We start from the raw sequence: 24,606 nt of genomic DNA, 5'->3' as shown, positions 1-24,606 counted from the left end.
TGTTCTCTCTCCTTTATTCGTATTTCAGCTGTGTAACGATATCCATTTTTTTCAATGCCCTTATCGGGAACAGCGATACCAGTGTGAATATCAGACACAGGAGTGCCGCACAGCCTGCACATCTGCCTGCCTCTATATCAAGCGGTACATATATTTGCAGTGCTTCCATTATACGCAGGAAGACCTTCGACATAAAGAAGGCTGTAGGCAGGGATACTGCTAAAGATATTGCCGAAGCAAAGAAATTCTCCAGCAGGAACATTCGTGAGAGCTTCTTCCTTGGCATAGCTACCGATGTCATTACCGCACATTCACGCTTTCTGCCTTCAAGTCCGATGAGTTGGTTGCTGACGATACCAATAAAGGTAAGTCCCACGCCAATGATTATGAGCATAGTTATAATAGCAGTTAAAGATGCTCTTTCCTGCTTCATATCCGCATTGTACTCATCTATGGTTTTTACGTCATAAACATAATCGCCCGAATGGTCGGTTATACTCTTTTTGAGAGCTTCCGGATTGCTTCCGCTGACAAGAAGATCAGTCGGTTGGTCGTTGAATAAGCTCTTGTAGCTGTTTTCTGATATTACCAGCGATATTCCTGATGCTGCATTGTAGTCATTCTCTATCCTGCCTGCAACTTTTAATTTTTTTTCAATAGGCATATAGCCTTCACAGTTGAATACTATCTCAACCTCATCGCCTGTTTTTATGCCGTACTTTTTCATAAGGAACTTGTCGAGTACTACCTCGTCATCGGCAATAGTATCGGGAACTCCATCAAACGCATTGAACATATCATATCCGCCGTCTTTCCAGCCGTATGCAATGATATCAACTTTCTTTCCGTTGAGTTTTACCTTATTACTGCGAATATATATGAACTCAACATCATCAACGCCGTCTATCTGCTCAACATAGGAAAGATACTTCATCTGAACATCATTCAATGATGCTATAACATCAGTTTTGTATACAGGATAGCTGTAAAGCATCGAAAGAGAATTCGCAAATATGTATATTACCATTGCTACAGAAGCCGCTGTTACGCAGAGCACAGAGCTTCCGACCGTGCATTTCTTCGCTCCCGCTTCCACTGCCGCAAGGTGAGCTATAGGGAAGTTCAGCTTTTCAAAAAGCTTTTCCAGCAGACGTGCTATGAAACGATGTACATAATTGAACAGCAGCGAAAGAGCTCCGAAAAATGTCACAAAGCATATCATGTTCATGACAAAGCTGTCCTTAAAGAAGAATGTAACTGCCGATACTGCAAAAAGAATGATACCTAAAACAGTAGCTGTTCTGCTCGGACGGTATTCTGTATCCTTCGTATCGAAAATGATATCGCGGATAGATGTCTTTACTGCCTTGACGACCTCCTTGATCGGGCAAAGGCACTCTATAAGTATCGCACACGCCACTACGATAAGCATAACAGTTACGCTTGCAGACGGTATATCAGGCTTTATGTTGTCATCTCCGTTGGCACTGAAAGTGAACACGGAATAGAAGAACGGCTCTTTGACAAAGGCATAAAGCACCACTCCTATGATTCCTCCTATCAAGCCGTACAGCGCATTCTCCATAAGCATAGCTGTTGTTGTAAGCTTAGAGGAAATGCCGAGACTTCGGAAGGTTCCTACCACTGACATCTTTTCGATTATCATTCTCTCGCTCACGGATATGGTCACAAATACAACAAGCAGCATACACAGCGCAAAGAGCACAAAGAAGAGATTTGTGATGCTTTGTATCTGTTCGCGCATCTCCTTGCTTTCCATGAAGTTGTTAACATCGGCTGAAGGATATTTCTTCTTGAAGAATTTCTCAGCCTCGGTGATCCTGCTATCATCATGTACATCAATAAACGCCTGATCGCATTCAGGTTCATCAGCCAGTATAAGCTCCTTCAGATCCTCCATTGATATTACCATATTGGTCGAAGTATCAAAAAATCCCTGCTTTTTCTCCACGCAGCCGACTGTAAACTCCACAGGGATATCTCTTTCGCCGTGAAGGATTATCTTATCGCCGACCTCATAGCCGAATTCCTTTGAAAACTGCTTGGTGATAGCAACTTTTTTTCCGCCTATTTCTATACCGTCTCGCACAAGGTGCATTTCTGACGCAATATCAGGCTCAAGACCTATAACGTCCATATTTTCACGTCTCACATAAGAAAGGTCAATATCAAGATGTCTGTCAAAATAACAGCTCACACCTGATATTTTAAGTACCGTACAGTCAGGAGCTCCATCTGCAAAATCGTCGCCGATAGGTGATTTTGTCCTTACCTGCATATCGGCATCGCCTGCAAAAGATGTGAACATTCCCCTGATTATGATCTTGAGCGAGCCGCTCATATCAAGACACATCATTGCCGTAAAGCTGCATACAGTTATACATATAAGGAGCAGCAGCGTCCTGAGCTTGTGTGCAAGTATATTTTTGAATGTATGTTTAAGTATCAGTCTCATCGCTTACCACCTGCTTACCCTTTCCTCGGGAGCTGTGTACATTCCGTCGCCCTCTTTCAGTCCGAACACCTCGTTGAATTTGCTGTTTGAAGAAAGGACAGCATTTACACGTATCTTTTCAGGGCTGTGCTCATCGGTCAGTACCTGATCTATACCCGATTTATCCACAGCAAGACTACACCAGCTCTCAGCATAGCGCTTGAACATTCTCTCAAGATCAGCCTTGTCATCAAGGAGATTCGTTATACACTCCATGCTTCCGATATCCGCGTAGTTCTCGCCGTTTGTAAGCTCTCCGTCAACGTGGTAGACCTCCATGATAGTGTACTTGCTGTAGTACTCGGTAAGAGCATCTGCTCTTTCTTTGAGAGCCTTTCGGTCAGTCTCGGGCAGCCATTCGGGATCATAGTCTCCGTCTGCATTGTACTGCATGAGTGTGGAATCAAAAGCATGACCTATCTCGTGACCTACGACGAAGCCCAGTCCGCCAAGATTTTCTGCGCGGTTGCCGTTGACATCAAACATCGGCTTCTGCATGATAGCAACTGTTATATTTATTGAGTTGCATGGGAGATACTGCGCGTTGTAATCCATGGAAAGCATATCAGGCACGTCCCTGTCCACTTTTTTGGGCAGTTTTTCCAGTGACTTCCTGATGAACTCCTTTTGGAAATTTATAACAGTCTCAAATTTATTTCTGCCGATAAGCTTTGCATCGGCAGGGGCTGTCTTATGCATCACAGGTGTAGTGATAAGTATAATGTTATGGAGCTTCTTTTTCAGGAGAGTACGCGCTTCCTCAGAGAGCCAGTCAGCCTTCGTGATAAGTTCGTCATAACTTGATATAATGTCATCAAAGAGACCGTGGATAGCTTCATCGAGCTCGGGAGTATAGTACTTCTCCGCATACAGCTCGCTCAACTGATCGGCACAAAGATCCATTACGAAGCCCGCAGCTTGTTCGTCCTGCTCTTTCTTGCTTTCAGGAGCATATTCGGCAAATATTTCATTGCTGCTGCGTATGTACTCACAGAAGGAGTAAAGATAGCTTGAGAGGAGGTATGTACGCCATCTTTCAAGGTTATCATCTGTTATGAGCTCGTTGATCTTTTCGAGCTGTCCCTTGTCAGCGACATAGATACCGTCCGTGTACTTTTCGGCATCTCCGAAAAACATCTCAACTGCCGAGCCGTCAAGGTTTGACAAGATGCTGTCAAACTCGCTGAAGCTTATGCGCTCCAGACTTATTGCGAGATCGAGATCCATTTTCAGATCAACATCTGTGGCATCGGCAATATATATTCCCAGATAAGCCATCTGTCTGCCCTTTTCATTGGCAGTCTCATAGTCGTCACCCAGAGCTCGGAGCATATCACGCGCAATAGCATTCGCCTTACTTGCCTCCTGGCTTTCCTCATGGAGCTTTTTTATCGAAGAATCAAAGAAATTGTTTACAGGTGAATTGTAAAGGGAATATCTCGAACCGTCCTTGTAGTCCCTGCGGACACTCAGTTGAATAATGGAGTCTGCTCCGTAATTCCGTGCAAGGTCGCCCCAGACCTCAAAGAGCTCCTGTATATTTTCAGCAGCACGTATGCGGTCACAGTTGTCCATGATTATCTTTTCGGCATAGCCGTCGTCCTTGTACTCCAGGAACTGACAATATGCATCATGAACGAGCTGCTCATTGCTTCCAGCCGTGAATTTTTCCTTGCTTGTGCCGATCTCCTTTATCATTTCCTTCGCCTGGTCGATCGAATCATTAAAGCTGAAAAGAGCCACCGAATCTTCACCGTAAGGTATCTCCATATCCATCAGTGTATCGTAATTCACATAGTCATAGAAATCGTCCTGAAGACGCGGCTTTTCCGCCTTTTTGGCTGATATGTCATTTCCTTCGCTGCTGACTGCGGTATCACCGTCAGATTTTTCAGCATCTGACTTCTCCACGCAGCCGAAAGTTCCCAATGATAACGAACAAGTCAGCAGGAGCGCAAGAAGCTTCTTGAAATTTCGCATTTTTATCCTCCGATTCTTATTATCATGGCATAAAAAAGCCGCACAAACCTTAATTCATGCGGCAATTATAAATACTATTATATTTTATCTATATGCCTTAAATGAATTGTATATTAAAATTATATTCACAATTGCATATAATGTCAATAGAATTAAGAAAGATTTAATAATTCAATAACTATATTTAAGGATTATTACGCAAAAAAAATGCGGCAGTTTACCGCCGCATTTAATATTCTTTATAAGCTAGAAATAATCAGCTGCACTCCGAGGATAAGACCGAGAAGTCCAAAATTTACTGCTGAAAATACCACCATATATCTGCCTGCTTGCGCCATCTCGGACTTGCGATAGAGCTGGAAGGATATAAGACTCGCCAATGAAGCTATGAGCGTTCCAAAGCCGCCGATATCCACTCCGAGAAGAAGCTGCGTTCCGTTTTTGGTAAAGCCTGCAAGCATTACTGCCGCAGGAACGTTGCTTATGACCTGTGACAAGAGCGCTCCGACTATGAGCTCCCTGCCTGACAGGATATCTCTGAAAAAACTGCTGACTGTTTCGATACGTGCGATATTTCCCACAAAAACGAAAAAGCACACAAAAGTTGCAAGCAGAGCATAGTCCACCTTTGTAAGCAGCTTTATATCGCACACAACGGCTGCCAGAACTGCTGCAACAAGACACACCCAATCAGGTATTACTCTGAACACAGCCGCGATACACAACAAAAACAAACCTGTGTATACTGCCGCCTTCAGCTTCAGGACTTTGATCTTCTCAGGCTTGGGAGCTTCGCACTTATCATTTGGAAGCAGCAACGAGAGCAGCATAACAACAGCAAGTCCCACAGTTCCTACAGGAAGCATCGTTCTCAGGAAGGTCATTGCGGTCAGTCCGAATTCATCGTACAGGTAGAGATTCTGAGGATTTCCCACAGGTGTCATCATACTGCCGAGATTAGCGGCTGCGGTCTCAAGAACGACTGTTATTATAAGGCTTCGGCTGTCTTTAATACTTCCGTAGATAAGCAGCGTCAATGGGACAAATGTTATCAGTGCCACATCATTGGTAACCACCATGGCACTGAAAAAGGTTATCAGCGTCAGAAATGCTCCCAATCGCCGCACAGTTCCCGTCTTACGGAGAAGCACTCCTGTCACTGAATCAAATATGCCTATGCTGCGAAGTCCTGCAACTGCCGCCATGAGTGCAAAAAGCTCTATCAGTACAGTTCTGTTGCAGTAGCCAATATACTTCTTATCAGGAGGTATAATGAACATGGTAATGACTGCAAGAACGAAAGCTATAGCAAGTACGGGCTGCGATCTGAAAAATTTCGTAACCTGCTTCATACGTTCTCCTTTGTCATAAGCCCGTAATCCGACATTCTGTAGCCGCCGCGGAAATAGCAGGCGTATGCAGGCTCGTTCTCCTGTTCTACTTCAAGCTTGAAGCGGACAGCATCGGGGAATTCCCTTTCAATGTATGCCAGCAGTTCTGAGGCAATCCCAAAACGGCGGTATTCAGGCTTTATATAGAGATCCTCGAGCCATACACAAACTCCGCCGTACTCTGTGGTATACCCCAGCGATACCATGGCATAGCCTGCGGCATCGCCGTCAAATTCCAGCATAAAACCGCGGAGAAACGGCGTATCTCCGACACAGTCATCAAAATCGCGCATAAGTATCTCGTCCGATGACTTGTGAATGACCGCAGGTGAATCGTAAAAAACTCTCATCATAGCAATGACTTCATCGCGGTCATCAGCTTTCATTTGACGTATATTGATATTCTTTTCCATATAATCTTTCCTTTCGCATTATCTGCAAAATAGATTATACCACTTTTTTTCGATGCCGTCAAATCAGCAGAAAAATGCCCGATACAAAAAAAGGAACGCCGCAAAGACGTTCCCTTAGAATTATATTCAGTCAAATGATTTTATCTCGCCCATGATGAACTTCTTCAGAAGTATCAGGTCAGCTTCGTCAATAGTATCATCGCCGTTGATATCAGCTGCTCCGAAACGCTCTGCATCGCCCTCAACAGCAACTCTGCGCATCTGTGTCAGGTCATAGATATCCACGATCTCATCGCCGTTAAGATCGCCGAGTATGTATTCCTCCGCAGGTTTGTTGAGTCTCCACCAGTTCACGTTATAGAGATAGCCCTCGCCGCCTGTGAATACGAAGTAAACATCATGCTTGCCCGAAGTTGCATCTATCTTGCAGTTCTGAGTTGTCCATTTCTGCCAGCCGCCTGTGCTCTTGATGTCCATTTTTCCAATGAGCTTGCCGTCGGGAGCATCAAGGCGTACTTCAAGTGCAGCTGCAGCGCCGTTTGAACCAATGCGGAAGTCGATATCTGTTGCGCTTGTAAGGTCAATGTCCTTGAAGCCAATGTAGTCGCCGTTTTCGATGTAAGCAACATCGCTTCCGCCCTCTGAACAGTTCTCGGTGTCGATGCCTGACTTGTAATAGCAGCTCTCAGCCTCGATCACGTCACCTGCATCACCGCTGCCGCTTACACGGAGGATATGTCCCGACTTGCTTAGCACCTTACCGCTCGCATCAAGGACGTATATCTTGTAATCGCCTTCCTTTGAAGGAGTTTTTATGGTACCTGCTCCGCCGTTAGCCTTGGTCATATCTGCTCCTGCCTTGAAGCTTGTTGTGCCGTCGGGAGCTATCCATACAGTACCATCGACCTTTCTGACAGGAAGCTTGCTGCCGCAGGTAGTTGCGCAGCTTGCAGGGAAAGCATAATCTGCTGCGGATTTGAGCCATGAAGGCATCATTCCGCGGTAAGTATCGGATATACCAGAGTTGAGGCATATCTTATACTGTGCAAACGGCCATACGTTATCGGAAACGACTATAGGAGTGTCGATATCGCTGTACGGCGGGTTCTTGCCCATTTTATTTACTGTAGCATATGTACGCTTGATAGTGAGGTGGTGCTTGTCGCCGTACTCCTCGCAGTTGATAGTGTATGTAACATTAGGGCTTATTTCAAGAACGTTGTCGTTCTCCTCGATATAGGTCGTGCCCTCATCATTGTGAAGACCGTATGTCGGCCAGCCCGGACCTCCCGCAGGTATTCCCTGAACGTAGTTCTCGTTGATTATAGTTCCCGGCATCTGACCGATAGTATAGATTCCTCCGCTGTCATGGAGACGATTCAGCGAGTTGATAACTCTGTTGTAGCATATCTGATTGTCGCGGCAGGTGGTGCTGTCCTTGAAGTTGCACCAGCCCCAGCCGAGATGTATGCCGTTATATGCGGTCTTTTCAATTGTATTGCTCAGTATCTTCACAGAGTCAACGAAGTATGCTGTTATTGCTGCACAGCCGCCGAAACCGTGTACGACACTTATGTCATAGAGAAGGTTCTCGGTGATGAGGTCGTTTTTGCATATGCCCTCAACGCCCTTTGGGAACTTCTCTCGGTTACTGTTCGTCTTATCGCCTATATAGATGTGCTGCGGGTGACCGACTGTGATACCGCTGGAAGTGATATCGGTAACGAAGTTGCCGCGCACCTCGGAATTGATAACATCATTTGTCATGGAGATACCGTCTGCACCTGTATGCTTTACAACATTGCCTGTGAGATTTATGTTATCACTGCTGGTGATATGTATAGCCGCAGGCAGAGTATCTACCATTTCGTAGTTCTTGGAATGCCAGTTTGAATCGGCAAAAGCCGTATAGGTCTGAGCTGCCTGACAGGTAGTCTTACCGTGCGAGCCTGCCACATCTGTGAGCTGATAATCCGTATTTGCGAAGGTTATCCCGCTGAAGCTTATATTTTCAACCCTGTCGCTTGTAGAATTGCCCGCTATTTTTATAAGTCCGTCAGCTACAGGAGCTTCAACATCGGCAGAAGTCATATCCTCGCCGCTTCTCGGATAGTAATACAGAGTTTTGGCAGTCTTGTCGAAGAAGAACTCGCCTTCGCTGTCCACGAACGAGAAGGCATTATATATTGTATGAGTGCCGTTTGTTGTGAAGCCTGCTCCCCAACCGGGAGTCTGAGCAATAGCGCCATAGGGCTGCTGAAGCAGAAGTATCATGCTGCCGCCGTCGTACTTGATATCACGGGAGCATACGATATTCTCGTTCCATGTTGTGCCGTTGACAACTTCGAGATCGTCGAAGTTTGAAGTTATTCGCGGTATTGAGCCTGCATCATAGACGATACCGTCGCTCTTTTTGCCCGAATCCCAAGCCCAGTCCGCCTGACCTGCCTGAATGTAGTAGTCACCGTATCCGCCTTTTGCCTGCACCTGAACGCTGCCCATATTGGCACGGCGGTCGTTTACATACAGATTTCGCAGCTTGATGTCGCGGTCGAGAGGAGCCGCCCACAGCTTGTCGTTGTACTTCTTCCAGCCTGTTACCTTCTGAGCACCGTTGATAACGGGAGTCTCGCCTTCATACGCCTCGTATCTTACGGTATATCCGCCGCTTCCTGAGTCCCTTGTGTCAAACTCAAAAGGCTTGGTGATGCGGTAATCACCGCCGCGGAGATACACTACGATATCGCCGCTCATGCTGCCGTTGATCTTCCGCACTGCATCACGGGCTTTTTCCAGCGTAGCAAACGGTGAGCCTATAGAACCGTCGCCGCTGTCACTTCCGTCAGGGGCTACATAGAACACAGCCTGTATTCCCGCCGCAGTTGTGACTTCCGAGAGGGTCGTGAAGTTCACAGCTGAAAACATCGACGAAAGACTGACTGCAATAGCCGCTGCTCTTTTGATTTTACTCATAAATAATCCTCCTTTTTATATTTCACACGAAGCGTTAGTATTTTTAAGCTCCGTGCAGAAATACTATTTTTAATTCCCCTATCATCTTCACTTAATTTGTGCATGATAGCCGTTTTTATTTCTATGCATTAATTATAATGCAGCAACCTATACAATAATACAACTATTATTACATTTTTGGTAATTTTTATACCTACCGAACTTGATTTTTAACCTGTGCTATGATATAATTAATCCTATTACACAGGAGGAGTATATGTTTTCACATTTCAGAAAAAAATTTATAGGCGATAAAGCCTTTTACAAAATGATACTGACTATGGTCGTGCCTATGATACTTCAGATGATGATAACAAATCTGGTAAGTCTGATCGACAATATCATGGTCGGAAGACTTGGCACTGAACCTATGAGCGGAGTTTCCGTCGTCAATCAGTTCATATTCGTATTCAACGTGACCATTTTCGGTGCAGTAGCAGGTCCCAGCATATTCGGCGCGCAGTTTTTCGGCAAGGGCGACCACGAAGGTCAGAAGTACACCTTTCGTTTCCGCCTGATCGTATGTGCTGCGATCATCACCATAGCTGCTGCCGTTTTCAGTCTTTTCGGCTCACCGCTTATCTCCCTTTTCATAAGTAAGGAGAGCGAACCCGAACAGGCTTCCGCGATACTGAAATGCGGTTCCGAATACCTTAGGATAATCATTATCGGACTTATCCCCTTTGGCATTGGTCAGGCTTACTCCAGCGTTATCCGCGAGTGCGGCGAAACAAAGATCCCAATGATAGGCGCTATGTCCGCCATTGGCATAAACGTGCTCCTTGATTACGGTCTCATATTCGGAAAGCTCGGTATGCCCGAATTAGGTGTCAGGGGCGCAGCATGGGCAACTGTCATCGCAAAGACCTTTGAGGCTCTTGTGGTCATCGTCTGGGCACACACCCACCATGATCGAAACAAGTATATCATAGGACTTTTCCGCGGTTTCCACATTCCTTCACGGCTTATTGCAGACATCACGAAAAAGGGTATACTCATGCTCGTAAACGAATTCCTGTGGTCACTGGGAATGTCTGTGGTCATGCAGTGCTATTCTGTCAGGAGCACTGATGTTGTCGCAGCACGAAATATATCCAGCACCATGACGAATCTTTTCAGCTCGATATACGTTCAGATGGGAGCGTGTATCGCTATAATCGTCGGTGCGCGTCTCGGAGCTAACAAGCTCAAAGAAGCCCGTGACCTCGATAACAAGCTGCTTTTCTTCGCAGTGGTCTCTGCTGCTGCCGTGGGACTTGTCACTCTGCCCCTTGCGCCGCTTTTTCCACAGTTTTACAACACCGAGGACAACATACGTGACCTCGCAGCATATATGATAATGATACAGGCTGCGGCAATGCCCATGTGGAGCTATACCAACGCCTGCTACTTCACACTGAGAAGCGGCGGCAAAACAGGCATCACGTTCCTCTTCGATTTTGGCTTTACATGGCTGATAATGATACCTCTTGCAGCTGTCCTGTCGTACTGCACTCATCTGGATATCCGCATTGTCTTTGCAGTTGTCACGCTCTCCGAGGTAATCAAGGTCGCAATCGGATATTTCATGGTTCGCAGCAATATATGGATAAACAATATCGTTGATGATATTTAAAACTATATATAGCGAAACGCCGCAGTTCCAAAACGGAACTGCGGTATTTCTCTTTCTGAGGAAGTTTAAATGTATCGAATAAGTTTATTATGCTTTGAACACTGCGCGGACAAAATTGTAAAGGTGAGCGTGTATTGAATTATCACCATGATATCCGCCGTTCACATAGTGCCATACATGAGGTACTCCGTTCTTTGTGAAGCTGTCATGATAGCCGCTTGGAGTAGTATATACTACCTCATCATTGCTTCCTGCTGTGATGAACAGGAGATGTGGTTCTTCGCCGCTCTTCCAGTTGAAGCTGCCAGTAACACCCGGTGCAGGACAAATAGCTCCCACATAGCCGAAAAGGTCGGGGCGCTGCATACCGATGAGGAGAGACTCACGTCCGCCCATTGAGAAGCCTGTGATAGCTGTATTCTCTCTGCCTGTCTTGACGCTGTAGGTCTTTTCGATATGAGGCATGAGATCCTTTGTGAGATCGTTTATGAAGTTGTCATAAGCGCGGTTGTTGTTGTCGTCCATTGCCGAGCAGTCCTTCTGAGTAGCGCTTGAATAAATGTAAGGGAAGACAACGATCATATCCTCAGCTTCGCCGCTTGCAATTGCATTGCCGATTATCTGACGGGTATACATAGTGTTGTTGCCCTTTATTATCATTCTGTCCTGATTCTCCCAGTAACCGTGCATAACGTACAGAACAGGATATTTCTTGCTGCTGTCGTAGTTTGCAGGGAGAAGGATATTGTACGGCTTTTCGCGCTTGCAGGTCGTAGAATAATATGTACCGCTCTTTACTGTGCCGTACTTAACGCCCGACTTTTCCTGATGTGATGAATCAGGCTCCTTGTTTGCGAGCTTTGTCTCCACGAGCTTTGTATACTCTGCCATTGTGTAGTTATTTGAAGCCTTCTCCTCCTCAACAGACTTTACAGGCTCAGCCTTTGGGAACTCGCTTATCTTGCCGAGGATATACTGCTGAATGAGAAGTGCATCTGCAACATTGAACTCACCGTCACCGTTAACATCTGCCGCCTTTTTAGCTGCTGCGGAAGCGAACTCCTTGCCTGTGAGTGCCTTTCTTGCAGCTACCATATCAAGGCTGTTTACAACTTCATCGCCGTTGATATCAGCAGGTATCACCTTTGCAGCCTTAGGACCGTCGATGGCAAGTCCTGCGATACCGCCCGCAGCTTCGTCAACATAGAAGCTGTATTCGTCGTCGGCAGTCTCAACGTAGAACTGCATATTAGTTGCGTTTTCGGGGATCTTATAGTTCGGGTTATAAAGCTGTACCCACTCTCCCTTCGGAACAGCGTCAACAATAGCGATCTTATCGTACTGTGTCTCGTCTGTACCGTTTTCGTACTGAAGTGTGAGATAGAATTTCTGTGTAGCAGGACCCTCTGTATACATTACATCTGCGCTGAAGCTGTACTCCTCGCCTGCCTTGAACACAGCCGATGAAAGCGTACGTGTAGCGCCGTTCCAGTTAGCCTCTCTGCCTGAGCAGTAAAGGGAACCGCTGCCTGCATAATGCTGGCTGCTGCTGTTTTCAACTTTTGCCGAGCCTCTGCCTGTCCATGAATCCGTACCGCTCTCGAACGTGTTATGGAAGTAGAAACCGTTCTCATCAGGCTCGATAACCACAGGTGAGCCGCTGAGGACCTTGCTGCCGTTGCAGCCGTTCCACATCTGACGTTCGTACTCGAAGAAGTCGATATCAGCATATCCGCCTGTAGTCTTTGTAGCATAGCTGTAGATACCGCTGCGGTAGCCTGTAAATAGCTTCAGGTCGTAGGACATCGAGAGTTCCTGTCCCAGCTTGTTCCAGTTCTGACCGTCATATGAGTAGTAGAAATTCGCCTTGTCAATGTTATTTGACGAGCTTCCGTCATTATTGACTGTTGCAAACTTGAAATCCACCTTGAGGTATACCTCGTCGCCGCTCATATTCTGCTCGGCAACGATCTTGTTGGAGCTGTTTCCGATATCGTTGCCTCCGTTGACTGACATATATACCTTCTTCTGACCGCTGTCGGTAACATATACGCCGATACAGCCGTATTTGAGCTGGAATGCCGAAAGACCTGCATAGTCGCCTGCTTTCATGTTTGAAGCATCGAGCTTGATATAGCTGCTGCATGAAGGGCCTTCAGTACGCATTGTGAGGGTATTGCGCGCATTGAGCAGATTTGAAGCGAGAGTCTTGTTTTTCAGTCTCAGCCAGCCGGAACGCTCTGTAACAGACCATGCGCTGTTATCAGGGTTGTGGTTCCACTGCCATTCAAGAGCAAGATCATTCGTGGAATAATCAAAGCTGTCGTCGCCTGCAAGATCCGTTCCCGTGCTCGTTCCGAGATCAAGCGTGAGAGGAGCTTTTCCGTTTACGCCCATCATAGGCCAGTCATTCTGCCATGTAACAGGTACGAGGACAGGGATACGTCCTACCGAACCGTGATCCTGGAAAAGAAGTCCGTACCATTTTCCGTCGGGAGTCTGGACAATACCTCCCTGTGCGCAGCCGCTGTTGTATGAACCTAAGTTGGAATCGAGAACGGTCTTTCTCTCGTAATTTCCGAGGAGATCCTTGCTTCTGAAGCATATCTCAACACGTCCTGTACCGCTTGGCCATGCGATAATAAATATGTAATAGTAATCGCCTATCTTCTGGATATGGGAGCCTTCACCGGCAACATATCCCGTAATATTTGTCTTGAAGAGGGTCTTGTCAACTCCGCCCTGCTTGAAGCCTGTCATATCGGAGTTGAATTCCTTTATCTTGATCTCTCCGCCGCCGTAGACCAGATAATTTCTGCCGTCGTCATCGAAGAGTATCGAAGCGTCGTGGTACATACCGTTGAGTTCTACCTTTGACCACTCGCCGTTCTCTATATCATCTGTTGAATAAATGTAAGACTTGTTGGTGCTGTAGCTTCCGAAAAATACATAGAACTTGCCTGTTTTTTCGTTGTATCGGAGACTTGCAGCCCACTGTCCTTTAGAATAGTCATGCTTGCCGTTTTTCAGGTTCTCGCCGTCGCCTTCAGCGAGCCTGTCGTAGACATATCCGCATATCTCCCAGTTTGCAAGGTCTTTCGATTTCATTATCGGCGCACCCGGACTGAAATACATAGTGGTGCTTACCATATAATAGGTATCCCCCACTCTGATAACGTCTTCATCGGGAACGTCAGACCAGATTATAGGGTTGTTGATCGTTGCTGCTGCGGTAGTCTTTGCTGACGGGCTTGATGAAGCCGTGACCAAAGGAAGCGCTACGACTGCTGCGAGAATAAATGACAGTGCCGCCTTCCTTGCCTGAAAATGTTTCATAAATAATTCCTCCTTATTGTAATATCCCGTTCATATTATTTACCGTCTTCTTGCCTCCTCACATCAACGGCAATAATATCATGATCCACTGATGAAAAAAATGTCCACATATTTCTGTGCATTATATGTAACATATTAACGAATTTTTATTTGCCTGTTCACGCTTATTTTATCATTGTGCCAATTGCATATCAACCGAAAAAACGAAGATTTGGTGGATAAAATGAAGCCTTTACAGCGCTATTTTGCGATTTATATCATTATTTTTTTATTACTCAGAGAAATATTGACATTTTATACCTTATATGATATTATGAGCTTAGGCATTTATGACGAAAGGGGCGATCATTCATGACCGCTAATTGTAAACATTTAACTAAAGTGCTTTCTCTATTTGTATCATTTCTTTTGATACTGACCTGCGGTATCTTCCCGACTCCGCTTCTGCGAGCCGAAACTGCATCACTATGTAACCCGAACGGAGTTTATCTCTGTGAAGCCTTAAATATTGCAGGCGGGAATCTTTACAACCAGCCCCGCTCACAGTGGATAAAGTTTCTTGATAAATATTCGGCAAACGACTATTACCTCGGCACTCCATTTGACGACTGGCTCTATTCGGCTTCTCCGCGCGGTGACAGGTGGCAGCTCGATGAAGGATACTCTTACAGCATAACGAGCGGCGGCGGTTCAGCTGAACTTGGCGGCCTCAACAGCACAGGCTTTATCTGGCATACCATTGCCAAAAGTCTCTCCGAAGCTTCGGGGCTCGATATCTCTGTGACAGGAAGATGGGTCCCCAATCTGAACGGCTTCAATTATCAGGGCTTTTCACGTTCGTGCTGGCAGGGCGGAAACAACCGCTGGTACGACTTCATCAACCAGTACAACGTAAAATACTATGAATTCTACACCAAATCCGATATGCTCGCAAGCGGAGTGCTCGGAAAAGGCGACATAATCTGGTGCGTGGACGGCGCTGTCGGCAGTCTGATGAACGGCCTGAGCATTCCTGCCGACAATCACCACGTCGGAATATACATGGGAAACGGCTCAGATGATGTATGGTGGCAGACAGGTCCTGTCTACGGCGACGGCAACACCTCCGCCCAGTACAACAGCATTAATCCGATTTACGGCTGTGCATATTACAGCACATATATCGTTCTTCCATGGGACGGCGTCCATACCGATCAGCCCCCGACGACGGGCTATGAGCACAGCACAAGAACTGTCACTTATGGACTGAAAAATCCCGAAGGCTACTACTTCAATCACGCCTTTACCGCTGCCAGCGGCGGCAGTATATCAATGTCGCTCTCTCAGTGGCAGAGCTTCATCGACCAGTATACTTCCAATGATTATTATATAGGCACTCCCTACTCCGAGTGGCTCTACGCTTCATGTCCCCGCGGTGACCTGTGGCAGTACTATGAAGGCTGCAAGGACACCATCATCAACTCCGGCGGCTCTCCTACTGACGGCGGTCTTAACTGTATGGCTTTCGTATGGCACGCTATCTCTAACGGACTTGCCGTAAATAACGGGACTTCCATCGCGGCAGTCAGTCGATATGTCCCGTTCAATGACGACTTCAACTATATGTTCACGAGGCAGTCGTGGAGCGGTACTTACAGCGGCTGGCTCGATTATCTCGAAACTTATAACATAAGATACTACGAATTTTCCACAAAAGCCGAAATGCTCGGCTCGGGAGCTCTGCGAAAAGGCGATATAATCTGGTGCGTTGACAGAAACTGCGGAACAGGTCTGAATGGTCTGCGGCTGCTCTCGGATTTTCATCATATCGGTATTTACACTGGAAACGGCTACACCGATCAGTGGTGGCAGTCAGGTCCTACCCTCGGAGATCACATTTTTGACAACCAGAAAAACAGCGTAAATCCCATCTACGGCTGTGCATTGTACAATACATATGTAGTCATTCCGTTTGCTGACGAGTTGGTTCGTGATGTCAATACGACCACTTCTACCACCACCACGACTACTTCTACCACTACCACGACTACTTCTACCACCACGACTACTTCTACCACCACGACTACTTCCACCACTACCACGACTACTTCCACCACTACCACGACTACTTCTACCACTACCACGACTACAACTGCGGCAACTTCTGTTATACCGCCATCTTCAACCTCCTGCGCAGTCTCCCTGAAAGAAGATGCACGTAAACTGATGTATCGAAAGGGTATTACTCCGAAAGATATAATATCTGCGGCATCAAAGGACGGAGCTGCCGTATCTCCCGAAGAGCTCAGCTTCGGCGATTCAGATATTCCACAGCTCGAATTCGTAAGCGATGGAAAGACCTTCACCTGCCTTATAAATATTTACTTAGGCAGCGAACTGCTGGCTTCTCCTGCTGTCGCATCTGTACTGAAAGGCGACGTAAATATGGACGGCAAAGTCGATTCCGTCGATGCAAGCATCGTTCTCGCTTGCTATGCGAAGCTCTCTGTAGGTGAGAGCTGGTCATTCACGAACAGCGGCGATGAGCTTGACGAACGTCTTTCCTACCTCGCAGCGGATATCGACACCGAAACTGTCAATATGTGCATAGGCGATGGCTGCAAGATAGACAGCTCCGACGCTTCAAGGATACTTCGTTACTACTCACTGTCTTCAACTGAAAATGATCCGGAATGGTAAGCTTATAACAAAACAGGCAGATACTTCACATCAGAAGCATCTGCCTGTTATTTTTATGGGATCACGTTTTATCTTTTGAACTTTACAGCGAATACCAGACCTGCAAGAAGCACTATTGCTGATACTCCAAGCAAAACATACGGAACTGTATTATCTTTGTCTCCGCCGCCGTCCATAGGTGAGAAGCTGCCCATCTGAGGTCTTCCCTCACCTGATCTGTCAGGTTTATCGGAAGGAGCTTTTTCCTGTTCATCGCCTGACTTTGCTCTTTCATCGGGAGCTTCTTTCTGCTCGTCATCTGTTTCTGACTTGCTGTCGGAAGTTTTTTCCTCTGTCTCGCTGCTGTCAGACTTTGATCTGCCGCCTGAGAAACCGTCAGGCATATTGCTCGGGTCGAAGTCATCGGGCATATTTTCAGGATCAAAGCCTTCAGGCATATTGTCGGGATCAAAGTCGCCGGACATTCCGCCGCCGAAATCAGGCATATTATCAGGGTCAAATCCCTCGGGCATATTGTTCGGGTCAAAGTTACCGCCAAAGCCCTGCGGAGGCTGTCCGCCGAAACCTGACTTGTCACCGCTGCTGCGCTTCGATTTCTTGTCGTCGGAAGCAAAGCTTTTCTCGTTTGTCAACAGCTTGATATTGCTAAGCATAGTTACCGAAAAATCGGAAGTATCAGAGGTCTGCTTTACTTCACCGCCAAACTGCTTTGAAGTATCAGACTTTTCAGATCTGTCAGACTTGCTTAAACCGCCCTTCTTTTCGCCGCCGCCAAATCCGCCGCCGCTTGCCATGCTGCCCATATCAGAAATGTTAAGGTCGTCTGTATCAACAAGTGAAGAACTGTCAGCCTTCTGACCTTCTGTCGTCGATGGGATAGTGCCGTCGAGCTGGCCGATAACGCTTTCGGCGCGAAGTGTACAGAAACGGCTTATTGCCTCAACGCCCTTGTGAAATTCCTCATATGTACAGAATTTAGTGGGATCTTTTTCAACGTACTCATCAATGAGAGCTGCTGTTTCCGAAACAAGCTCTTCAAAATCGACTGAGCTTAAAAACTCACCGAAAAGCTCATGGTATTTCTCGGTATATTCTTCATTATCGAATATCCATGATACCATCGGACGATCGCTCATGCCGTTTGATACAGGTGTGTCGATAGCTGCATTTACGGAAGAAGAAGCCTGACCGCCCATGAACGAGCCGTAAGCAAGATTATAGTCCCACGGTATCATGGAGAGCTGTCCGTCCTTCTCGTAAAGGTAGTAATTATGTATCATCTGACCTGTGTAGCTGTCGCCGTTGACAAGAAAATCATGAACTACAAAGTAGCGTATAACCTCATCAACATCTACTGTATTTTCAATATCAGACTGCTCCTTCAGCGCTTTCAGAGATCTGATAAGACGCTTTTTATCAGCAGTATTAACATTGGTCTTTGCGTTATTGAAAATATTTGAGTAGCTGTCGATATCGTCGTCTGTGTAATTCAGCTTGACATCATCGCTGCCCATGCCGAATCCGCCGCCCTTGCCGCCGAAATCAGGCATCTTTCCGCTGTTTTCGCCGAACATCTCAGATGGGTCAAAGTTGTTGGGGTCGAAGCCTTCAGGCATCTCTCCGCTAAAATCGGGCATTTCTCCGCCAAAATCAGGCATTTCGCCTCCGAAACCGTTCGGCGGAGCAGCATTTCCTTCTTCTTTATCTGTATTGTCTTTATTAAAAAAATTCCCCATACTGAAGTCTTTGCCCTTGCCCGGACCGCCGCCGCCAAAGCTCATACTGTCAGGTTTATAGAGGTCACCGAAATTGCTTCCGTAATTGCGCTCAAGGAAGGATTCCTCTATAGCCTCTACAGCAAGATACAGTCCCCAGTCCTCGCCGTTGACCGTGATATACACGAAACTGCAAAGAGGAGCGTCAACACCGAAGTCGTACATAAGGGTATAAGCGAGATAATCCTTCATGTAGGTATTATCCTGAATGATATTGTTCAGGCAGAGCTTATCGAGTCCATGGTAGCTTTTGGTGCTGTCATACTGGTCGAATTCTATTTTGAAGCTGTAACGGCTGCTGTCCATATTTTTTACCGAGCTGAGGGAGGTATTGCCCTTGCCGCGTATTCCTACATTCCTTACTGCTTCGCCGTCGATGATAACATTGCAGTTAGTATAGACTTCACTTTCGCAGGTCTCAAGGAAAGCGTCCCAATCGTCGATAACAATGTCAAAGGTATGCACCTTTGAACGGTCGAATATCCTGTTTTCATATCCGATCGCGCGGGCTGTGGTCTCAATGCCGAAGTATCTTCCGCAGCAGAAGATCATTGCTATCGCTACGGTCAATGCAACGATAGATACGCATATTTTATCTATCCTCTTATGTGCTGACATCGTATCACATCCTTATCCCATATAATCACCGTTGTAGCTGACAAGAACTGCGCTCTGAACACCTTCCATATCTGCAAGAGTGTTTACGAAGTCGGTGTTGTCGTCCTTCAGGCGTATCTCCATATTCAGCTCAACAAAGCCCTTCTGAGCAGTCTTGCTCTTGACAACGCATCTCTCTGTCTTGCCTTCGAGGAAGGACTTTGCCTTTGTCTCGCTGTCGTGGCCGTCGCAGCGGATAACAACGATATACGGATTCTTGTGTGCCTTGCGGTTAACGAATACCAGCAGGATAACTCCGATAACGATGCTGCCGACTACTGCAAGCGGTATCATGCCTGCTGCAAGTACGATACCTACTGCTATCGACCAGAACAGGAACGCGATATCGAGAGGTTCCTTTATGGCTGTACGGAAACGGACGATAGAAAGTGCGCCAACCATGCCGAGTGAAAGAACTACGTTACTTGTGACTGCGAGGATAACTACTGTGGTTATCATTGTAAGTGCTACGAGAGTAGTACCAAAGCTCGACGAGTACATAACTCCCGAATATGTCTTCTTGTAAACAAGGAAGATGAAGATTCCCAGACCAAATGCAAGTACAAGCGCTATCAACATATCAAGAATACTGACGCTTGTCACGTTCTCAAGGAAATTGGATTTAAAAATATCATTGAAACTCATTGTAATTACTCCTTTTGGCTTTAGCCGTAAATTCGACAGGCTGCATATTTTGAAAAAGCTCCCTCGCGCCTGTCTGCAAGGGCTACCGCATCTCTGATGATATCGGGCAGGAATCCGTCCCATTTCACCTCAAGTATTATGGAATCCGAAACAGGTACGGTCACGCAGTCGGTGTCAAGGAAATCCGTGCATCTCATTCCGCTCCTGATATTATAGTCCAGCGTTATGCGCACATTGCCTGCAGGATATATAAAAGGCTCTCTTGTGTAGTCCACGATGGTCTTAGGAGCTATCCCCTGCGTCTGCATCTTTGAGTAAAGCTCCCTGACAAGCGGATATTCCGAACCAAGCATCCACTGTACATCGCCGTCCACGATACTCTGTGCCTGCTGAGCTGTCAGCGGAGCACTCTGCTTGTTGCCAAGATGATCTATCTTGCTTTTCTTTTCAAGGTGTATCACTGAAGTATCACCGTTATAGTAACGGATACGGAATTTCTCCCTTCGGCTCATACCGTTGACCTTCTCCATAAGTGCCTTATCCGCAAGGTTATCGAAGTAAAGGCTTCGGATATAGTACTTTCCGTCTATGGTATGGGGATCTGAATAAGCGACTGTACTGAGTCTGTGCCTTATGGTCATCATATCGGAATAATTGATCTCATGCTTGATCTCATGTCTGAAATCCATAGTATCACCTCTTTTCTTTGTTATAGGCACACACACAGACCAAATTAGCGGGACAGAAGTCCGTGTGTGTTTCTGCCTATGATGTTATTATACATTAGGTCGCTGAATTGACGCTGAAAGCGGGTGAAGACAAAGTAAAACAAAGGTGAAAGTTATGTGAAACAATTACAGGATACTGTTTTTTCAGGTTGAATTCAGTTACATAATGTATTATAATAATATAAAACATTTAAGGGGGAATGTACATGAAGATACTCATAATCGAGGACGAAAAGGTACTTGCAGATTCACTGAAGCTCATGCTGGCATCAAAGGGCTTCGAGGCTGATGCTGTATACGACGGCGAGAGCGGTGAGCAGTACGCAATGCTTAATATCTATGATCTCATTATCCTTGACATCATGCTGCCCAAGCAGAACGGCTATAAAGTGGCAAAGGATATCCGCGAAAAGCGCAATTCCACTCCCATACTCATGCTCACTGCAAAGTCGGATATCGAAGACAAGGTGCAGGGGCTGAACTCAGGTGCGGACTACTACCTGACCAAGCCCTTCGACGCAAGGGAGCTTCTCGCTTGTGTGAATGCTCTTCTGCGCCGTCAGGGCTCACAGGTCAACGAGCTTGTATTCGGCAATACCCGCCTTGATATGGAATCGGCTTCGCTTGTATGCGATGAGAACAGCGTAAGGCTCTCAGCAAGAGAATACGAGGTCATGCGCATACTCATGGCATCGGGAACCAACCACGTTTCCAAGGAGACACTGCTCACAAAAGTTTGGGGGTTCGATTCCAATGCAGTCGAGAACCATGTGGAGGTGTACGTGGGATTCCTGAGAAAAAAACTGGTCAGCATCGGTTCCGACGTTCGTATCGAGGCTGTGCGCAGATTAGGCTATCATCTGGAGTGTGAATAATAATGCTGAAACGTCTGAGGCTGAAATTCGTCCTTGTCATAATGTCTATCGTAACTGTACTGTTCATAGCAATTTTCGGACTTGTTATGCACCTCACAAAGCGGAATATCGAACGTGAAAGCGTTCAGATGCTGCGCACGATGGCATTTCGTCCGCCTGCATCTTCAACTATGCATAAACCCGATAATATGCCCGACAACATAAGACTGCCATTCTTCACCGTGACAATCGGCAGCGACGGAGAGCTCACGGCTTTCGGCGGCGATTATTTTGATCTGACCGATAAGGAGCTGCTTCAGAAGCTCGTGAACGCTGCTGACGCAAGTTCAAAGGAAACGGGGATACTGCCTGAATACGACCTGCGTTACCTGAAAAATGACAACGGGCGCATGAAAGCTATCGTATTTGCAGATATCTCCAGCGAAAAAGCCATGATAAACGGTCTTATACGCAATTCTGCCATCATTGGTCTTATGGCATACATCATATTGTTCGCCATAAGCCTTATCCTCGCAAAATGGGTCACAAAGCCTGTGGAAAAGACATGGAACGAGCAAAAGCAGTTCATTGCAGATGCTTCACACGAACTGAAAACGCCGCTGACTGTCATAATGACAAATGCAGAAATGATGACAGACAAAAGCTACACGGAAAATGACAGAGCCGCCTTCACAAAAAATATCCTCTCAACGTCTAAGCGCATGAGAGGATTGGTCGAAAGCCTTCTGGAGCTTGCAAGGCTCGATAATAACAGGTCGCTGATGCAGTTTGACAGCGTTGATCTGAGCAAGCTCATAAATAATAGTATACTGCCATTTGAGCCTCTTTTCTTCGAGAGCGGTCTTATCCTCGCAGCCGATATCGAGGATAATATTACCGTCAGAGGTGACAAGGAAAAATTGGGACAGGTCGTAAGCATTCTGCTGGACAATGCTCTGAAATACTGCGAACCTGCCGAAAAGGTCTGCGTTTCACTGAAACATCAGACTTCAAACTGTCTCCTTTCCGTATCGGGTGCAGGAGCGCCCCTCACAAAAGAAGACCGCATCAATATATTCAAAAGGTTCTATCGGATGGATAAGTCCAGAAATGACGGTCAGAGCTACGGGCTCGGACTTTCCATTGCAATGAGCATCATAAATGAACACAACGGCAGGATATGGGCTGAAAGTGAGAACGGTCTCAATACCTTCTTCGTTTCACTTCCCGTATAAAATATAAACGGGACGGCTTATACCGTCCCGTTTTATTATCTGTTATCTTTGTCGCTGTCTATTGAATACAGATCGTCCATACCAGCATTTCTGTCACTGAAGTTGTACTTCTCACGCTGCTGATTCTCGGTCTGCTCGCGCATTGCTTTTTCATTTTCCATGTCCCTGCGAAGCAGCTCTGCGAACTCAAGCCCCCTTGTTCCGCTTATATCTCCGAGATATTCATTATTCTGCTGCCGCTCGCCCCGTGCTTCACGCCTTTCGTCGGCGATATATTTTGCAGTTGCATTCACTCCCCTAAGAAGGAGATCCAATAATCCGTAATTTCCTCTCATAGTATACCCCTTTCGTTTACTATACCACTCAGACCACCCTTTGATCTGTAATAACATTATATCACATTTTTCACGGAAATGCAATATTTTTCTTTATTTTGTCCCACAGCAGACTGTTGACAATTCCGACGGCATAGTGTATAATTTTAACATGAACAGGAGATGATATTATGCGCTCAAAAGGCACTAAGACCATTGCCGAAAACCGCAAGGCAAGGCATGACTATTTCGTACTTGAATCATATGAAGCAGGCATCGAGCTCGTCGGAACAGAGGTCAAATCTATCCGTCAGGGCGGTGTAAACCTTAAAGATTCATGGTGCTCTATTGATAAGGGTGAACTCTTCGTCCGCGGTATGCACATATCTCCATATGAAAAAGGCAACATCTTTAACCGCGACCCCATGAGAGTGAGAAAACTCCTCATGCATAAACGAGAGATAAATAAACTCTACGGAACTCTCAAGCAGGAGGGTCTGTCACTTATCCCTCTTAGCCTCTATTTTAAGGACTCAAGAGTTAAAATGCAGGTGGGACTCTGCAAAGGTAAGAAGCTCTACGACAAACGTGCCGATATCGCTAAACGTGACGCTAACCGCGAGATCGACCGCAATATGAAAATAAGGAATCGGTAAGATGTCCGCTATGATAAGAGAAATAAATGAAAACGACCTCTGCGGTCTGCTCAAACTGTATATGTACCTGCACGATAACCCGTTCCCCGAGCTCGACTGCCGTATACAGGGAGTATGGGAAAGCATTATTAATGACAAAAACCACCACATAATCGTCGCAGAAGAGGACGGAATGATAGTCTCTACCTGCGTGTGCTTGATAATTCCAAACCTCACACGCGGTCAGCGTCCCTTTGCCCTTGTGGAAAATGTAGTCACTCACCCTGACTTCCGCGGCAAGGGCCTTGCTACAGCTTGTCTCAACTTCGCAAAGGATATTGCTCTAAGTGAGAACTGTACAAGATTGATGCTGATGACAGGCTCTAAAGAAAAATCAACACTTGATATGTACGAAAAAGCAGGCTATGATCCGAATGACAAAAAAGGTTTTGTTCAGTGGCTCATCGACATTCATTAAATGCTGTATCGCACCATATCAAGGAACGCCGCCTTCGGCGCTCCGCAAAGTTTTCGACAGCTTTTGTTTAAAACGTCAGCTTGTGACAATGTTTGCTGTTGACAAATTCTCAGAAACATTGTATAATATTATTCGGAGCACTTAAAGCTCCCTAACCTGTCCCCTCATAATTTTGGGGGCGTAAAGGTTTCGACGGGGGTCTTGAAGTGTGATAAGCGAGCGGAGAATGGCGTGATCTCCATAACCTGCGCCACGTTTAAATATAAACGCAAGAAATAACATTACAGTATCTACAAACGATAGAGTACTGGTAGCTGCTTAAGTCAGCTTCTGTCCACCGGGAG

At 46.2% G+C, this 24,606-nt stretch carries 16 protein-coding genes and 1 other RNA gene; 7 read left to right on the top strand and 10 right to left on the bottom strand.

Annotated features, from left to right (window positions below; all coding sequences use genetic code 11):
• Positions 1–13 precede the first annotated feature (13 nt).
• The 5 genes from K6G33_RS02590 to K6G33_RS02570 form a co-directional block, all read right to left on the bottom strand.
• Positions 14–2,476: an FtsX-like permease family protein gene (locus K6G33_RS02590; protein WP_296775922.1), complete on the bottom strand. Its 2,463-nt coding sequence runs from the start codon at positions 2,474–2,476 to the stop codon at positions 14–16.
• Between the two features lie 3 nt (positions 2,477–2,479).
• Positions 2,480–4,495 carry a M13 family metallopeptidase gene (locus K6G33_RS02585; protein WP_296775920.1) on the bottom strand — a complete coding sequence of 672 codons (2,016 nt, stop codon included), beginning with the start codon at positions 4,493–4,495 and terminating at the stop codon, positions 2,480–2,482.
• Positions 4,496–4,734: 239 nt separating this feature from the next.
• The gene (locus tag K6G33_RS02580; protein ID WP_296775917.1) at positions 4,735–5,847 is read right to left on the bottom strand and encodes an SLC13 family permease; all 1,113 of its coding nucleotides are present in this window, start codon (positions 5,845–5,847) and stop codon (positions 4,735–4,737) included.
• Positions 5,844–6,299, bottom strand: a complete 456-nt coding sequence (locus K6G33_RS02575; protein WP_296775914.1) for a GNAT family N-acetyltransferase — start codon at positions 6,297–6,299, stop codon at positions 5,844–5,846. The genes K6G33_RS02580 and K6G33_RS02575 overlap by 4 nt, the downstream gene beginning before the upstream one ends.
• A 126-nt stretch (positions 6,300–6,425) precedes the next feature.
• Positions 6,426–9,272, bottom strand: a complete 2,847-nt coding sequence (locus tag K6G33_RS02570) for a carbohydrate-binding protein (protein ID WP_296775911.1) — start codon at positions 9,270–9,272, stop codon at positions 6,426–6,428.
• Between the two features lie 256 nt (positions 9,273–9,528).
• Between K6G33_RS02570 and K6G33_RS02565 the strand changes: the two genes are divergently transcribed.
• Positions 9,529–10,926: an MATE family efflux transporter gene (locus tag K6G33_RS02565; RefSeq protein ID WP_296775908.1), complete on the top strand. Its 1,398-nt coding sequence runs from the start codon at positions 9,529–9,531 to the stop codon at positions 10,924–10,926.
• Positions 10,927–11,013: 87 nt separating this feature from the next.
• On the opposite strand, the gene K6G33_RS02560 is transcribed toward K6G33_RS02565, so the two are convergent.
• Positions 11,014–14,262 carry a family 43 glycosylhydrolase gene (locus tag K6G33_RS02560; protein ID WP_296775906.1) on the bottom strand — a complete coding sequence of 1,083 codons (3,249 nt, stop codon included), beginning with the start codon at positions 14,260–14,262 and terminating at the stop codon, positions 11,014–11,016.
• 408 nt (positions 14,263–14,670) lie between these two features.
• On the opposite strand from K6G33_RS02560, the gene K6G33_RS02555 reads away from it, so the two are divergent.
• Positions 14,671–16,941, top strand: coding sequence for a hypothetical protein (locus K6G33_RS02555; RefSeq protein WP_296775904.1), 2,271 nt, complete (start codon positions 14,671–14,673; stop codon positions 16,939–16,941).
• A 68-nt stretch (positions 16,942–17,009) separates the two neighbouring features.
• Here K6G33_RS02555 and K6G33_RS02550 read toward each other — a convergent pair whose 3' ends face one another.
• From K6G33_RS02550 to K6G33_RS02540, 3 genes are read right to left on the bottom strand one after another with little or no spacing between them, the layout of a single operon-like run.
• Complete coding sequence (locus K6G33_RS02550; protein ID WP_296775902.1) at positions 17,010–19,334, bottom strand: CotH kinase family protein; 2,325 nt, start codon at positions 19,332–19,334, stop codon at positions 17,010–17,012.
• 12 nt (positions 19,335–19,346) lie between these two features.
• Positions 19,347–20,018 carry a DUF4956 domain-containing protein gene (locus K6G33_RS02545; protein ID WP_173449186.1) on the bottom strand — a complete coding sequence of 224 codons (672 nt, stop codon included), beginning with the start codon at positions 20,016–20,018 and terminating at the stop codon, positions 19,347–19,349.
• A gap of 20 nt (positions 20,019–20,038) precedes the next feature.
• A complete protein-coding gene (locus tag K6G33_RS02540) occupies positions 20,039–20,707 on the bottom strand; it encodes a polyphosphate polymerase domain-containing protein (protein ID WP_296775899.1) in 669 nt (222 codons plus the stop codon).
• A 245-nt stretch (positions 20,708–20,952) separates the two neighbouring features.
• Between K6G33_RS02540 and K6G33_RS02535 the strand changes: the two genes are divergently transcribed.
• Together K6G33_RS02535 and K6G33_RS02530 are read left to right on the top strand one after the other, a co-directional pair.
• The gene (locus tag K6G33_RS02535; RefSeq protein WP_296775897.1) at positions 20,953–21,621 is read left to right on the top strand and encodes a response regulator transcription factor; all 669 of its coding nucleotides are present in this window, start codon (positions 20,953–20,955) and stop codon (positions 21,619–21,621) included.
• Positions 21,622–21,623: 2 nt separating this feature from the next.
• Positions 21,624–22,835: a cell wall metabolism sensor histidine kinase WalK gene (locus K6G33_RS02530; protein WP_296775894.1), complete on the top strand. Its 1,212-nt coding sequence runs from the start codon at positions 21,624–21,626 to the stop codon at positions 22,833–22,835.
• 35 nt (positions 22,836–22,870) lie between these two features.
• Here K6G33_RS02530 and K6G33_RS02525 read toward each other — a convergent pair whose 3' ends face one another.
• Positions 22,871–23,170 carry a hypothetical protein gene (locus K6G33_RS02525; RefSeq protein WP_296775892.1) on the bottom strand — a complete coding sequence of 100 codons (300 nt, stop codon included), beginning with the start codon at positions 23,168–23,170 and terminating at the stop codon, positions 22,871–22,873.
• 170 nt (positions 23,171–23,340) lie between these two features.
• Between K6G33_RS02525 and smpB the strand changes: the two genes are divergently transcribed.
• From smpB to ssrA, 3 genes are all read left to right on the top strand, one after another.
• The gene (smpB, locus tag K6G33_RS02520) at positions 23,341–23,805 is read left to right on the top strand and encodes an SsrA-binding protein SmpB (RefSeq protein WP_173449191.1); all 465 of its coding nucleotides are present in this window, start codon (positions 23,341–23,343) and stop codon (positions 23,803–23,805) included.
• Positions 23,806–23,815: 10 nt separating this feature from the next.
• Positions 23,816–24,262 carry a GNAT family N-acetyltransferase gene (locus K6G33_RS02515; protein ID WP_296775887.1) on the top strand — a complete coding sequence of 149 codons (447 nt, stop codon included), beginning with the start codon at positions 23,816–23,818 and terminating at the stop codon, positions 24,260–24,262.
• 174 nt (positions 24,263–24,436) lie between these two features.
• Positions 24,437–24,606, top strand: a transfer-messenger RNA (tmRNA) gene (gene ssrA / locus K6G33_RS02510); the annotation flags it as partial.

It is taken from the genome of Ruminococcus sp. (genome assembly GCF_024691275.1).
Lineage (GTDB): Bacteria > Bacillota > Clostridia > Oscillospirales > Ruminococcaceae > Ruminococcus.
This window is presented reverse-complemented; position numbering and strand designations above follow the sequence as displayed.

What these genes read in the sequence shown, in the direction of transcription:
- K6G33_RS02560 (WP_296775906.1), bottom strand. Translation starts at nt 14,262, where the DNA reads ATGAAACATTTTCAGGCAAGGAAGGCGGCACTGTCATTTATTCTCGCA.
- K6G33_RS02540 (WP_296775899.1), bottom strand. Translation starts at nt 20,707, where the DNA reads ATGGATTTCAGACATGAGATCAAGCATGAGATCAATTATTCCGATATG.
- K6G33_RS02580 (WP_296775917.1), bottom strand. Translation starts at nt 5,847, where the DNA reads ATGAAGCAGGTTACGAAATTTTTCAGATCGCAGCCCGTACTTGCTATA.
- K6G33_RS02575 (WP_296775914.1), bottom strand. Translation starts at nt 6,299, where the DNA reads ATGGAAAAGAATATCAATATACGTCAAATGAAAGCTGATGACCGCGAT.
- K6G33_RS02515 (WP_296775887.1), top strand. Translation starts at nt 23,816, where the DNA reads ATGATAAGAGAAATAAATGAAAACGACCTCTGCGGTCTGCTCAAACTG.
- K6G33_RS02590 (WP_296775922.1), bottom strand. Translation starts at nt 2,476, where the DNA reads ATGAGACTGATACTTAAACATACATTCAAAAATATACTTGCACACAAG.
- K6G33_RS02570 (WP_296775911.1), bottom strand. Translation starts at nt 9,272, where the DNA reads ATGAGTAAAATCAAAAGAGCAGCGGCTATTGCAGTCAGTCTTTCGTCG.
- K6G33_RS02585 (WP_296775920.1), bottom strand. Translation starts at nt 4,495, where the DNA reads ATGCGAAATTTCAAGAAGCTTCTTGCGCTCCTGCTGACTTGTTCGTTA.
- K6G33_RS02535 (WP_296775897.1), top strand. Translation starts at nt 20,953, where the DNA reads ATGAAGATACTCATAATCGAGGACGAAAAGGTACTTGCAGATTCACTG.
- K6G33_RS02565 (WP_296775908.1), top strand. Translation starts at nt 9,529, where the DNA reads ATGTTTTCACATTTCAGAAAAAAATTTATAGGCGATAAAGCCTTTTAC.
- K6G33_RS02550 (WP_296775902.1), bottom strand. Translation starts at nt 19,334, where the DNA reads ATGTCAGCACATAAGAGGATAGATAAAATATGCGTATCTATCGTTGCA.
- smpB (WP_173449191.1), top strand. Translation starts at nt 23,341, where the DNA reads ATGCGCTCAAAAGGCACTAAGACCATTGCCGAAAACCGCAAGGCAAGG.
- K6G33_RS02530 (WP_296775894.1), top strand. Translation starts at nt 21,624, where the DNA reads ATGCTGAAACGTCTGAGGCTGAAATTCGTCCTTGTCATAATGTCTATC.
- K6G33_RS02545 (WP_173449186.1), bottom strand. Translation starts at nt 20,018, where the DNA reads ATGAGTTTCAATGATATTTTTAAATCCAATTTCCTTGAGAACGTGACA.
- K6G33_RS02525 (WP_296775892.1), bottom strand. Translation starts at nt 23,170, where the DNA reads ATGAGAGGAAATTACGGATTATTGGATCTCCTTCTTAGGGGAGTGAAT.